Annotated in this window: 11 protein-coding genes and 1 pseudogene; 4 read left to right on the top strand and 8 right to left on the bottom strand. The window is 70.0% G+C overall.

Translation table 11 applies throughout. The annotated features are described in order from the left end of the window. A pseudogene (locus GZ67_RS20715) lies at positions 1–263 on the top strand (alcohol dehydrogenase); the annotation flags it as partial. Positions 264–273: 10 nt separating this feature from the next. On the opposite strand, the gene GZ67_RS0102625 reads toward GZ67_RS20715, so the two are convergent. Further along, positions 274–1,722 carry an MFS transporter gene (locus GZ67_RS0102625; protein WP_036303167.1) on the bottom strand — a complete coding sequence of 483 codons (1,449 nt, stop codon included), beginning with the start codon at positions 1,720–1,722 and terminating at the stop codon, positions 274–276. Between the two features lie 84 nt (positions 1,723–1,806). Between GZ67_RS0102625 and GZ67_RS0102620 the strand changes: the two genes are divergently transcribed. Continuing rightward, the gene (locus GZ67_RS0102620) at positions 1,807–2,874 is read left to right on the top strand and encodes a threonine aldolase family protein (RefSeq protein ID WP_029261389.1); all 1,068 of its coding nucleotides are present in this window, start codon (positions 1,807–1,809) and stop codon (positions 2,872–2,874) included. Between the two features lie 21 nt (positions 2,875–2,895). Here GZ67_RS0102620 and GZ67_RS19525 read toward each other — a convergent pair whose 3' ends face one another. The 7 genes from GZ67_RS19525 to GZ67_RS0102585 form a co-directional block, all read right to left on the bottom strand. Then, positions 2,896–3,618, bottom strand: a complete 723-nt coding sequence (locus GZ67_RS19525) for a FadR/GntR family transcriptional regulator (RefSeq protein ID WP_051662290.1) — start codon at positions 3,616–3,618, stop codon at positions 2,896–2,898. 14 nt (positions 3,619–3,632) lie between these two features. Then, complete coding sequence (locus GZ67_RS0102610) at positions 3,633–5,075, bottom strand: aldehyde dehydrogenase family protein (RefSeq protein ID WP_051662289.1); 1,443 nt, start codon at positions 5,073–5,075, stop codon at positions 3,633–3,635. A gap of 1 nt (position 5,076) precedes the next feature. Then, entirely contained in the window at positions 5,077–6,462 is a 1,386-nt protein-coding gene (locus tag GZ67_RS0102605) for a glutamine synthetase family protein (protein ID WP_051662288.1), read from the bottom strand. After that, positions 6,447–7,211: an SDR family NAD(P)-dependent oxidoreductase gene (locus GZ67_RS0102600; RefSeq protein ID WP_029261385.1), complete on the bottom strand. Its 765-nt coding sequence runs from the start codon at positions 7,209–7,211 to the stop codon at positions 6,447–6,449. Before GZ67_RS0102600 ends, GZ67_RS0102605 begins: the two co-directional genes overlap by 16 nt. A gap of 23 nt (positions 7,212–7,234) precedes the next feature. Next, positions 7,235–8,005: a gamma-glutamyl-gamma-aminobutyrate hydrolase family protein gene (locus GZ67_RS0102595; protein ID WP_029261384.1), complete on the bottom strand. Its 771-nt coding sequence runs from the start codon at positions 8,003–8,005 to the stop codon at positions 7,235–7,237. A 30-nt stretch (positions 8,006–8,035) separates the two neighbouring features. Then, a complete protein-coding gene (locus GZ67_RS0102590) occupies positions 8,036–9,520 on the bottom strand; it encodes an APC family permease (protein ID WP_029261383.1) in 1,485 nt (494 codons plus the stop codon). Positions 9,521–9,643: 123 nt separating this feature from the next. Then, positions 9,644–10,249 (bottom strand): NUDIX hydrolase family protein, encoded by a 606-nt coding sequence (locus GZ67_RS0102585; RefSeq protein WP_029261382.1) that lies wholly within the window; start codon positions 10,247–10,249, stop codon positions 9,644–9,646. 72 nt (positions 10,250–10,321) lie between these two features. Between GZ67_RS0102585 and GZ67_RS0102580 the strand changes: the two genes are divergently transcribed. Together GZ67_RS0102580 and GZ67_RS0102575 are read left to right on the top strand one after the other, a co-directional pair. Further along, positions 10,322–10,978, top strand: a complete 657-nt coding sequence (locus tag GZ67_RS0102580) for an alpha/beta hydrolase (RefSeq protein WP_029261381.1) — start codon at positions 10,322–10,324, stop codon at positions 10,976–10,978. A 247-nt stretch (positions 10,979–11,225) separates the two neighbouring features. After that, positions 11,226–12,917, top strand: a complete 1,692-nt coding sequence (locus tag GZ67_RS0102575; protein WP_029261380.1) for an ABC-F family ATP-binding cassette domain-containing protein — start codon at positions 11,226–11,228, stop codon at positions 12,915–12,917. The last annotated feature ends 107 nt before the right edge of the window (positions 12,918–13,024 follow it).

Raw genomic sequence — 13,024 nt, 5'->3', positions numbered from 1 at the left:
CGATCGTGTCGTCGACGGCGGTCGCGCGGCCCCTCGCCGGCGGGGCGAACTACGCTGCGGTGAAGGCGGCGAGCGAGGCCTGGACCCGGGCCGTCGCGCAGGGGTACGCGAAGTCCGCGCGCGATTCCGGTGAGCAGTTGCGCACCGCATCCGTCGTGTTCCGCGCCAAGTCGCTCGATCCCGAAGTCTTGGCCGCACGGCTCCTCATGCTCTGGGACACGGACGCCACCGCCCTCAACGACCGGGTGTTCGACCTCGACTGAACCCCGACGCTCAGCGGGACTCGGGCGGTATTCCCGGCACGATGGGCGGGGCCTCGGCATGCCGACGCTCGCTCGCCCGCTCCTCTTGCGCGCCCGCCTCGGCCCCCTGCTCGCCGTCGCCGGCCTCGCCGTGGTCGATCTCCTGCTCGGGCGCCTCGGCGTAGAGCTCGGTGAGCTTGCGGTACGACCGGGTGAAGAAGGCGAGCGTCGCGGCCAGGACCATGATCAGTCCCGCGAACAGGCAGATCAGCGCGATACCGCGGGCCTCGCCCTCGCCGAGCAGCCAGCCCCAGCTCTGTTGCCCCTCGCGGGTGTTCATGTAGGGGATGATCAGGAACTCGGCGATCGGGGCGATCAGGAACGCGGTGATCGGGGCCGCCGCCGCTTCCATCGCCGCGGCCACGCCGAACACGCGACCCTGCCGTTCGTAGGGCACGACCTTCTGGATGATGGTCTGCTCCGCCGCCTCGACCGGGGGCACCAGAGCCATGTAGGCCCACATGCCGATCACATACAGCGGCCACCACTCCCGCAGCATGAACACCGAGCCCAGCAGCCCCATGGCGATCACGACGAGCAGCATGGTGCGCATGGGCTTGGGGCCGAGCCCGAACTTCGCCACCAGGCCGCCGCCCACCAGGAAGCCGGTGGAGGCGAACGCCAGAGCGAAGCCCCAGGTCTGCGCATCGAAGAGGGTCAGGCCGTACGGGTCCATGAGCGCCATGTAGACGCCCCCGATGAGGTTGTTGAAGGTCGAGAAGATGATCAGGGCGAACAGGCCGGGAGCGAGTCGGATCGCCCGCACGCTGCCGCGGAAGTCGAGTGCGCTCGATGCGTTCGGGTCGGGCTCCGGAGCACCCTCGGGGATGCGGATGAACAGCAGGTGGGCGAACGTGAGCGCCATGGCCGCGATCGCGATCGCGAGGGTCCATCCCATGCCGAGGAACCCGATCGACAGACCCGAGAACACGCTCGTGACGAGGAAGGCGATGCCCTGCACCGTGCCGACGAGCCCGTTGGCGTTCGCACGCTTGTCTTCGGGGATCAGCAGAGTCACCGTCGTGGACAGCGCGATGTTGCGCAGCTGCTCGATCACACCGCCGAAGAGGATCACCCCGGAGAACAGCCAGAACCACGGGCCACCCAGATCGAGCAGTGCCGCCTCGGGCTGCCAGAGGTAGAGGAGCCCTGCCACCAGGAAGGCAGCGGCGGAGATGACACTCGAGATCACCATGACGGTGTGCTTGCGGTTGCGATCGACGATCGTGCCGAACGCCATCGCGAAGAACGCGACGAACAGCATGTACGCGCCGCCGATGATGCCCGTGGCCAGCACGGACTGCGTCTCGATGTACACCCAGAACGTGAGCGCGAACCAGAGGAAGCTCGTCGTCACGTTCGCGATGAGCGTGTTGACGAGGACATTCCCGAATGCCCGAGTGGCGGCGGTGCGCTCCATGAAGTCGAGGGTAGGGCCGGCATCCGACATCCGGAAGACCCTCCCCCGGACCGCGAGGGCGATGCGGACAATTAGGCTGGGTCGGTGAGCATCCAGCATGACCCCGCGATCCGGGGCTTCGCCAGTGACAACTACTCCGGCATCCACCCCGAGGTCCTCGCGGCCATCGCGGCGGCGAACGGCGGACACCAGAGCGCCTACGGCGAGGATGCGTACACCGCGCGCCTGCAGGAGGTCTTCCAGGCGCACTTCGGCGAGGGCGTCGAGGCGTTCCCCGTTTTCAACGGCACGGGCGCGAACGTGACGGGCCTGCAGTCGATGCTGCCCCGCTGGGGCGCGGTGATCGCGGCATCCACCGCCCACATCAACGTCGACGAGGCAGCGGCACCGGAGAAGATCGGCGGCTTCAAGCTGCTGACGGTCCCCACCGACGACGGCAAGCTCACCACCGAGCTCATCGACCGCGAGGCCTGGGGCTGGGGCGACGAGCACCGCGCGCAGCCGCTGGTGGTCTCGATCACCCAGTCGACCGAGCTCGGCACGCTGTACACGGCCGACGAGATCCGCGCGATCGCCGACCACGTGCACGGGCGCGGCATGAAGCTGCACCTCGACGGTGCGCGCCTCTCGAACGCCGCCGCCGCCCTCGACCTGCCGCTGCGCGCGTTCACCCGCGACGCCGGCGTCGACGTTCTCACGTTCGGCGGCACCAAGAACGGCGCGATGCTCGGCGAGGCGATCGTGGTGCTGAACCCCGACGCGGCCGACGGCCTGAAGTACTCGCGCAAGTTCAACATGCAGCTGTCGTCGAAGATGCGGTTCGTGTCGGCGCAGCTGATCGCGCTGCTCGAGGGCGACCTGTGGCTGCGCAACGCGAAGCACGCGAACGCCATGGCCGCGCGTCTGCGTTCCGAGATCGAGGCCGGCATCGCCGACGGATCCATCCAGGGCGTCGACTTCACGCAGCCGACCCAGTCCAACGGCGTCTTCGCGATCCTGCCCGACGGTGTCGCCGACCAGCTCCGCGACTCGTTCCGCTTCTACGACTGGGATGCCGCGCGCAAGGAAGTGCGCTGGATGTGCGGCTTCGACACCGAAGAGGCCGACGTCGACGCGTTCGTCGCCGAGCTCTCCCGCCTCACCACGCGCTGACCTGCCCGAGCCCCTCGGGCGTCAGGATTCGACGACGCGCGTGAATTCCTCGCGCGTGGTGCGCAGGTGCGCGCGCATCGCGGCATCCGCGGCCTCCGCGTCGCCCCGACGCACCGCGTCGAGGATCTGCTCGTGCGCCTGCCAGCTCGACTCCTTCACGAAGTCGAAGCTCATCAGGTCGACCGGCTCGAACATGCGAACCCTCGCCTCCTCGACCGCATCGCGGACGAAGGAGTTTCCGGAGGCCTCGGCGAGGGCGATGTGGAAGTCGGTGTCGGCGATGCGGGACTCGGCCTTCGTGCCGGCGGCGGCGAGGTCGCGCTGCGCCAGCACCATCGCCTCCAGGTCGGCGTCACTGCGGCGGTTCGCAGCCAGCGCCGCCCCACCGGACTCGACGATCGAGCGGAACTCGGTGAGCTCACCGATCTCAGCCGAACGCGTGCGCACCTCCTCGCGGATGAGCCGCGGGTCGAGGGCGGCATCCTGCACGAACGCCCCACCGGACGCACCGCGCGAGATCACGATCTGCCCGCTGCCCTCGAGGATCCGCAAGGCTTGACGCAGCGTCTCGCGCGAGACGCCGAGCTGCTCCGCGAGCCGACGCTCCGGCGGAAGCCGATCGCCGGGGCGGATGCGGCCGAGCGCCATCTCGCGCCGCAGGAACCCGGCGACCGCCTGATAGCCGGAGACCGGCTGCAGGACGGCACGGGAGAAGTCGTGCGGCGCGTCGTCACGCTCGCTCATCCGTGCTCCTCCGATCAGAGGGGCAGACCCGGGCGGTCGGAGCCCACGATCTGCTTCCCCACGAAGAAGTCAAGCACATCGGCGTCTCCGTGCCCTCCCAGTCCGCTCGCGCCGAAGAAGCTCTGCGACGACTCCGGCGACATGTCGAGCACGCTCGCGCCGTTGACCTTGACCTCACCGGCGACGAGCCGTGTGCCGAGTGCGGCCGCGGCGTGCTCGTCGGCGCCGAACACGTAGCCGGCGAGTCCGACCTGCCCGGTGTTCGCGAGCGCCACCGCCTCGTCCTCGTCGGCATAGCCGCCCACGAGCAGCAGGGGTCCGAAGACCTCGTCCGCGAGGCCCGGACCGTCGAGCACCGCGACCGTCGGCTCGAAGAACCATCCCTGTGCGGGCACCTGCGTGACGCGCAGCAGCTCGGCACCGGCCTGCGCCAGCCGCTCCCGCTGCTCGACGAGCTCGTCGCGGCGCCCGGCGAACGCGACCGGGCCCACCTCGGTCGCATCGTCCAGGCTCGACCCGATCGCCCGGCGGCCGAACTCGGCGATCAGGAGACCTGCCAGCTCGTCCCGGCGCGCACGGTCGACGAGCACCCGGCGGGGTGCCTCGCACCACTGGCCCGACAGCTTCAGCACACCATCGGCCAGCGCCTTCGCCGTCTGCTCCAGGTCGGCGTCGGGGCGGACGATCGCGGCGTTGTTCGAGCCCAGCTCCAGCTGCAGTCTCGCGAAGCGCGGAGCGGCCGTCGCGGCGATCGCGCGCCCGGTCGGCGTCGAACCGGTCATCGAGATCGCGGCGATGCGCTCGTCGGCGACGAGGCTGCGTCCGACGCCGCCGCTGCCCTGCACGAGACCCACCACCGCGTCGGGGATGCCGACCGCGTGCACACCCTCCAGCAGCAGCTGGGCGCTCCACGGCGAGAACGAGGACGGCTTGAGCACGACCGTCGCACCGGCCGCGAGCGCGAACGCCGTCTTCTTCACCGCCATGGCCGACGGGGCGTTCCACGGCAGGATCAGCGCGGTCGGCCCCCAGGGCACACGGTGCAGACGCACAGGCCCGTGCTCGGCGGCGAGCGCCCGCGAGTCGCCGACCGCGACCGCGCGCCGGGCGGCATCCCGGAGGGTCGCGCCGTTCGCCCCGCCGAACAGCCGCGTGACGGAGATCGGCACGCCGCTGTTGAGTGCGTCGAGATGCGCGACCTCCTCGGCCCGCTCGTCCAGCCAGTCGGCGAGCGCGTCCAGCTTCTCCGCGCGGCGCTCGGGGGCGAGGCCGCGCCAGCGCCCGTCGTCGTGCGCCTGCTGCGCCGCGGTCACGGCACGGCCGACCTGGTCGAGTGAGCTCGACGCGGAGGCGACCAGGGCCTCCCCCGTGTTCGGGTCATACAGCCAGGTGCCGTCGCTCTCGGGGCTGTCCTCGGCGACGCCGGCGATCCAGGTGCGCAGGGCGGGGTACGTCATGTCAGATCCGATCGAAGTAGCGGTGCAGGTCCCAGTCGGTGACGCGGGCCATGAACGTCGTCCACTCGTGGTCGAGCAGCACCTGCTGATGCGAGATCAGCTCGGGAGTGAGCAGCTCCTGCACGAGCGGGCTCTCGCCGAACAGGATGCTCGCCTGACGAGGATCCGCGGGCATGGCCCCGTCGGCGGGAAGGTCGTAGGCGCTTCCGACCACGGCGTCACCCAGCACGGTCTCCTTCTCCATGCCGTCGCGCGCCGACGCCAGGACCCCGGTGAGGGTGAAGTACGGGTTCGTGTCGGCGCCGGGCAGGCGGAACTCGAAGCGCAGCGCCTGCGGCGAGTGCCCCACCACCCGCACAGTCGTGGTGCGGTTGTCGAAGCCCCAGGTCTGACCGCTCCCCGCCACGTCGGACGAGTTGCTGCGGCGGTAGGAGTTGACGGTCGGCGCGTACCAGGCCATCAGCGCGGGGGCGTGTTCGAGCGCGCCGGCGATCGCCGACCGCATCCGCCCGCTGAGGCGATCCGGAGCCGACTCGTCCCAGAACACCGCCGTGCTCTCGTCGTCGACGAACGAGACGTGCACGTGGCAGGAGGATCCGGGCTGGTCGTTGAGCGGCCGCGCCATGAACGTCGCCGACATGCCCGCGCGAGCGGCGGTGTCGCGCACCGCCAGCTTGTAGAGCGCATGCCGATCGGCCATCTCCAGCGGGTCGCCGTACTCGAAGGTCATCTCCCACTGCCCGAGTCCCCATTCGCTCTGCGCGGCTTCGACGAGGATGCCGCTGGCACGGAGGTCGGCGCGCAGCTTCTGGAAGAAGGGCTCGTAGAGATTGCCCTCGTGGATCATGAAGTCCGACGGCGTGAGGGTGGTCGGGTCGAGGTCACGGAATCCGGAGCGGCGCAGCTCCCTGGGGTCGTTGCGGAACAGGTAGAACTCCAGTTCCGTCCCCGCGAGCGGGGTGAGCCCGAGCTCCCGGATGCGGGCGAGCTCCTGCTTCAGCAGCACGCGGGGTGAGAGCGGCATCGGCTCGTGCGTGTGCACGTCGACCGGGTCGGCGAGGCAGATGGCCACCCCCTCGAGCCAGGCCGCGGGGCGGAGGGTCTTGAGGTCGGGGATCAGCGTCACGTCGGGGACGCCGTTGTGCATCCCGCACAGCGCGAACTTGTTCGCATCGATCAGTTCGAGGCCCTGGTCGATGTCCCACGCCCAGGCACAGGTGCAGATGTCGACACCGTTCTCCACGACGCGGCCGAAGCCCTCGACCGGGATGCGGCGGCCGACGAGTCGACCCTGCAGGTCGGGCGTCGCGACGATCACGGTGCGGATGCCGGCAGCCTCCAGCTCGTCCGGAGCCAGGCGCACGTCGTCGATCATCGCGTCAGCCACCCTCCGTCGACGGGGAGCTGGATGCCGTCGATCCAGGACGCCTCGTCGCTGAGCAGCCAGGAGACCGCGGAGGCGATGTCGGCGGGCACGCCCACCCGCGGCACCAGGAGGCGTTGCTTCATAAACTCCAGAGCCTCAGGGCTCGTGACGCTCTCGTAGTCGAAGAAGTCCGTCGCGATCGGGCCGGGGGCCACGCAGTTGACGCGGATGTTCTTCGCCGCGAGCTCGACCGCGAGCGCCTTCGTGAGCATCGGCACGCCGCCCTTGCTCGCGTTGTAGTGCGGTTGCGCGGTGCCGGTGCTCGTCACGACGACGAGGGCCTCGACGGTCGACAGGTTCACGATCGCCCCGCCGCCGGACTCGGCGATGAGCGGGGCGACCTCCTGCGCGACGAGGAACTGTCCCTTGAGGTTGATGTCGAAGACGAAGTCCCATGCCTCCTCGGTGAGGGTCTCGAACGAGTGCTCGGTGACGACTCCGGCGTTGTTCACCAGGAGGTGCAGCGACCCCCAGGCCGCACGCGCGAGGTCGACCGCCGCGCGGATCTGCTCCCGCGAGCGCACGTCCACCACGGACGCAAGGGCGGTGCCGCCTGCCTCCTCGATGAGGCGCACCGTCTCGGCCGCACCATCGGCGGACACGTCGGTCACCAGGATGCGCGCTCCTTCACCGGCGAGCCGGAGGGCCGTCTCCCGCCCGATGCCGGAGCCTGCGCCCGTGATGAGGGCGTTCTTGTCTGCGTGTCGCATTTCTTCTCCTTGTTCGGTGACGCCTAGGCGATGTTCTGTGTGGCGGACGCGGCGAGCGTCGCACGGGCGGCGGCCTGTGCGACCAGCCAGCCGAAGACCGGGTCGGCTCCGAAGGTCTCGGGATGCCACTGCACCCCGATCGCCGGAAGGCCTTCGAGCTCGATGGCCTCGACGACGCCGTCGGGCGCCCACCCGGTCACCACGACTCCGCGGCCGGGCACGTCGACGGCCTGGTGATGGAACGAGTTGACACGGGTCGTCTCGCCGTAGAGCGTCTGGGCGACGCTGCCCGGCGCCGTTCGCACCTCGTGCACCCGATGGGCGCGCGGGTAGGCGTAGGAGCCGTGCGACTCCCCCTCGCCCGGCGCCAGGTGCGAGTGGAGCGTGCCGCCGCGGACGACGTTGAGGAGCTGTGCGCCGCGGCAGACTCCGAGCAGCGGGATGCCGCCGCTGATGGCGGCCTCGATCAGCCCGGCCTCGAACGCGTCGCGCTGCGGGTCGATCAGAGGGGTGAACGGTCCCGGGGTCTGCCCGTAGAGGCGGGGATCGACGTCGTCGCCGCCCACGATCACGACGCCGTCGAGGCGCTCGACGAGCTCGGCCGGCACGGCATCCATCGGCAGGTGCACCGGCAGCCCGCCGGCGTGCAGCACCGAGGTCGAGTACTCGCTGAGGTAGGCCTCGAGCGGAGCGTCGGTGAAACCGTGCGGTGCGCCGATCGCCGCGCCGCGCAAGCGTCGTCCGGAGATGCCGATCAGGGGTCGGGGCAGGGCGTGGGTGCTGATGATGTCCATCCTTCGGGTGCGGGGCGAGCGTGTCGAGGGTCAGGCGTTCTCGTCGAATCGACGCACGATCTGGGCGTACGCCTCCGGTGCCTTCGCGCGCATGATCGCGGCCTGCACGAGTCCGATCACGGGGGCGATCACCACGACCCCGACCAGGGTGATGCTGATCGGGCCCCAGGCGGGGTTCCCGTCGGCGTCGACATCGCTCACGAGCAGCGGGAAGTTGGCAGCGATGAGAACAGCTGAGACGGCGAGACCGACGAACCCTAGAATCGGGGCGATCACGGTGTGCCAGGGGCTTCGCAGCACCCGGGTACGGGCGAAGTAGACCACGACCGAGAGGCACGTGACCGCCATCAGGATCACGATCGCGAGCGTCCCGATGCCGGCGAACCAGGAGAAGATGTTCTCCGGCGCGAAGCCGATCAGGGCGAGCACGATGATCGCGATGCCGGAGGTCGCCACCTGCACGATCGAGGCGACGTGCGGCGAACCGTGCTGCGCGTGCACCGTGCCGACGCGGTCGGGCAGCACCCGGGCGTTGGCCATGGCGTGGTGGTAACGGGTCAGGACGTTGTGCAGCGACAGCACCGCGGCGAACATGCTCCCGAGGAACAGCACGGCGACGGCGATCGAGCCGACCGGACCGAGGTACTGCTCGGTGACACGGGTGATCAGCGTGGTCGGGTCGGCGGCCGCTTCCTCGATGATCGCTCCCTCGCCGACACCCACCACGACGGCCCAGGCGGCGAAGGCGTAGAAGACGCCGATCACGATCGCGGACGCGTAGGTCGCACGGGGGATCGTACGCTCCGGCGTGCGCACCTCATCGCGGTACACGACGGTCGACTCGAAGCCGATGAAGCTCGCGATCGCGAACATCAGGCCGAGTGCGGGCGCACCGGAGAGGACGTTCTGCAGCAGGAACGACCCGAAGGTGACACCCTCCGCACCGCCGGTGACGAGGATGACGATCCCCAGCAGCACGACGATGCCGATCTCGGCGAGCAGCACGACCACGAGGACGCGGGAGCTGAGCTCGATCTGCCGATAGCCGAGCGCGCCGACGAGCGCCACCGAGGCGAGGGTGAGCAGCCACCACGGGATCTCGGGGCCGCCGAGGAGGACGATGCTCGAGCTGATCGTCGCGCCCAGGTAGGAGAACACCGCGATCTGCACGGTCGTGTAGCAGACGAGCGCGAGGTAGGCGGTGGCGAGCCCGGGCGTGCGACCGAGCCCGTGGGTCGCGAACACGAAGAACGATCCTGCCTTGGGCAGGAAGCGGCTCATCGCCGTGAGGCCCACCGAGAAGAGCAGCAGGATCACGGTGGCAACGAGGAACATGACCGGGAAGCCGATGCCGTTGCCCACGAGGAAGCCGATGGGCACGAGTCCGCCGACGACCGTGAGGGGGGCTGCGGCCGCGATCACCATGAAGGTGACGGACACCGCCCCGAGGTTCCCGCGGAGATTGCGCTCCTGGGGTGCTGCCGTGCTGCGCGACGTCGTTGTCGAAGCATCCATGTCGAAGCATCCTTTTGCCGATTGGACTAATGGTCTACTTTCTAGCCCATTAGATTCGTCGACGCAAGAGTCACCCTCGGGAAGGCCCAGGGCGACCGGAGGGAGTGCAGGGTGCGGAGCCGACTAGCGCAGAAGGCCGAGGTAGGCGAGTGCCTGACGGATGAGGGTGCCTCGACCGTTCTCCATCTCGGCGGCGACCGCATCCGACCCCGCGGCCTCCGGCGAGAACCAGGTGACCTCGAGGGCATCCTGACGCGGCTCGCACGTGCCGGTGACCGGCACGACGAACGCCAGCGACACGGCGTGCTGCCGGTCGTCGTGGAACGCGCTCACACCGGGCATCGGGAAGTATTCGGCCACCGTGAACGGCAGCGGCTGCGGCGGCATGACCGGGAACGCCATCGGACCGAGATCGTTCTCGACGTGCCGGAACAGGGCGTCGCGGATGGTCTCGCCGAAGCGCACCCGACCCGACACGATCGTGCGGGTCATCTCCCCCATCGGCGTGGACCGCAGGAGGATGCCGATCTCGATGACCTGCCCGGAGCCGTCGGTGCGCACCGGGATCGCTTCGACGTAGAGCATCGGCAGTCGGCGCCGCGCCTCTTCGAGTTCGAACTCGCTCAACCAGCCGGGGTTGCCGTCGGGCGCCGGCGGGTTCGCGTCCGGGAACGCGCCGAGACCATCGTCTTCGGGCTCCGGATCGGGATCAGGTGTGCGGACCGCCATGTGTCCTTTCTACCAGCCGCCTCCCCCGACCGACACCGCGTGCACGTCGGTCGCCCCTGGCAGGATGACGGTGTGAGCGAGAACCTGACGATCGACGACACCGCGACCCGCTGGTCGACCTCCGACCGCGCACGGATGCCGCTGCTGGTACTGCTGCACGGCTACGGGGCGGATGAGCACGACCTGTTCGGGCTCGTCCCGTACCTCCCCGAGGGCATCGCCGTCGCCTCCGTGGCCGCTCCCCTCGCGCCGCCATGGCCGATGCCGGGGCGGTCCTGGTACGCGATCGAGGGGCTCGACGGACGCAGCCCCGAGGCGGTCACGGTCGCCGCCGAGGCGTTCCTGCGCTGGCTCGACGCCGCGGTAGAAGATGCCCCCTCGGTCGCACTGCTCGGCTTCTCGCAGGGCGCGGCGGTGTCGCTGCAGGCTCTCCGACTCGCACCCGAGCGCTTCGGCGCGGTCGCGGCGCTCAGCGGCTACGTGGCATCCGGCGAACTGCCGCACGATGAGGCACTGGCCGAGCTGCGCCCGCCGGTCTTCTGGGGGCGCGGCACGCACGACGACGTCATCCCGCCCGAGCTGGTCGATCACACCGCGCAGTGGCTGCCCGGCCACTCCGACCTGTCCGGCCGGGTGTACACCGGGCTCACGCACAGCATCTCCGAAGAAGAGCTGACCGACGTGCACCGCTTCCTCACGAAGTGGATCGACGGGATCGCGAAGAGCTGAGCTACGCGACCACTCCGCGACACGCCCGGGGTTGCGAACCTCCGACACGCCCGGGTATCGTCGGGGAGTCCTGTCCGCCGTGTCTGGAAGTCCTTTGATCTGATCCGTCGCCTCCGCGCTCCTCTTTCCGCGCGCTGACCCGACGATCGCCGACTCCACGGCAGACCCACCCCTCCCCATCCGTGACGCGTTCACGCCCGGCCGGGGCTCGGTGTCAGTGCACCCTCGCACTCGACAGGAGACACTCATGTCAACCCCCGCCACTCTTCACGCGTCGGTCGTCCTCGACCGACTCACCTTCACCTGGCCCGACGGGTCGATCGCGCTCGACGGCGTCTCCGGGGCCTTCGGCTCCGGACGCACCGGCCTCGTCGGCCGCAACGGCGCCGGCAAGTCCACGCTGCTGCGACTGATGGCCGGCGAGCTCGAACCGACCTCGGGCATCGTCACAGCATCCGGTGAGGTCGCCTACCTCCCCCAGCAGCTGACGCTCGACGTCGACCGCCGCGTCGCCGAGCTGCTCGGCGTCTCCGGGGCGCTCGACGCCGTGCAGGCGATCAGCGCCGGCGACGTCGACCCGGCCCACTTCGACGCGGTCGGCGACGACTGGGACATCGAGGCGCGGGCCGAGGCATCGCTCGCCGAAGCCGGCCTCGCGCCGGAGTTCCTCGACCGCAGGGTCGGGGAGCTCTCCGGCGGCGAAGCCGTGCTCGTCGCGATCGCCGGCATCCGCCTGCGTCGCGCGCCGATCACGCTCCTCGACGAGCCGACCAACAACCTCGACCGTGACGCCAGGGCGAAGCTCGCGGCGATGGTGCGCGCCTGGAAGGGCACGCTCATCGTCGTCAGCCACGACCTGTCGCTGCTGGAGCTGATGGACGACACCGCCGAGCTCTATGCCCAGACGCTGAGCGTGTTCGGCGGTCCGTACTCCGAGTGGCGGGCTTGGCTGGACGCGGAGCAGGATGCCGCGAAGCAGGCCGAGGTCACCGCCGCGCAGGCGCTCCGCAAGGAGAAGCGCCAGCGGATCGAGGCCGAGGTCAAACTCGCGCATCGCGCCCGCACGGCGAAGAAGGCCGAGATCGAGAAACGGGTCCCGAAGATCATCGCGCACGGCCGCAAGATGGCGGCCGAGGTGTCGGCGGGCCGGCTCCGCACCGAGGTCGGCGCCAAGGAGGAGGCCGCGCACACCGCACGCGAGGAGGCCGGGCGCCGCGTGCGCTCGGACTCCTCGATGAAGATCGAGCTGCCCGATCCTCAGGTGTCCCGCAGCCGCCGCATCGCGACGGTCGGCGACGAGGAGCGGGCATGGGTGATCCAGGGTCCGGAGCGCGTGGCGCTGATCGGCCGGAACGGCGCCGGCAAGACGACGCTGCTGGAGCGGCTGGTCGCGAGCGGTGTTCACAACTCCTCAAAAACGGCGGCCGATGGCCCGGAACACGGCTCTTCGGCCGATTCAGCCGAAGAATTGAGGAGTTATGAACGGCCCACCCTGCACATCGAAGCCCATACCGACCTGATCGGCTACCTGCCGCAGCGGGTCGACGGCCTCGTCGAAGAGCGGTCGGTGTTCGAGAACATCGCGGCTGCGCCCCCCCAGGTACCGGAGAAGGAGCTGCGCAACCGGCTCGCCCGGTTCCTGATCCGCGGGGCCACGGCAGAGCGCCCGGTGTCCGCCCTCTCCGGCGGTGAGCGCTTCCGCGTCGCCCTGGCGAAGCTGCTGCTCGCGGATCCCGCACCGCACCTCGTGGTGCTCGACGAGCCGACCAACAACCTCGACGTCGACACGGTCGACCAACTGGTCGAGGCGCTGCGCTCCTATCGGGGAGCGGTGCTCGTCGTCAGCCATGACGACGCGTTCCTGCGCCGACTCGACCTCGATCTGACACTCGAGATCGACGGCGAAGGGGTTCTGCAGGAGGTCACGCTGGGGTCGTGACGCGCGGCGCACCTGCACGACGCGATCACGCCTGCACGATCGGATCCCCCCGTCCGCTCGTGCCGGCGTGGTGTCGTCGTGCGGGTGTGGCGACCCCGATGTCCCCG

Origin of the sequence: Microbacterium sp. Cr-K20 (assembly GCF_000708325.1) — a bacterium.
Classification (GTDB): domain Bacteria; phylum Actinomycetota; class Actinomycetes; order Actinomycetales; family Microbacteriaceae; genus Microbacterium.
Note: the sequence above shows the minus strand (reverse complement) of the source record. Positions and strands in the feature narration are given on the sequence as shown.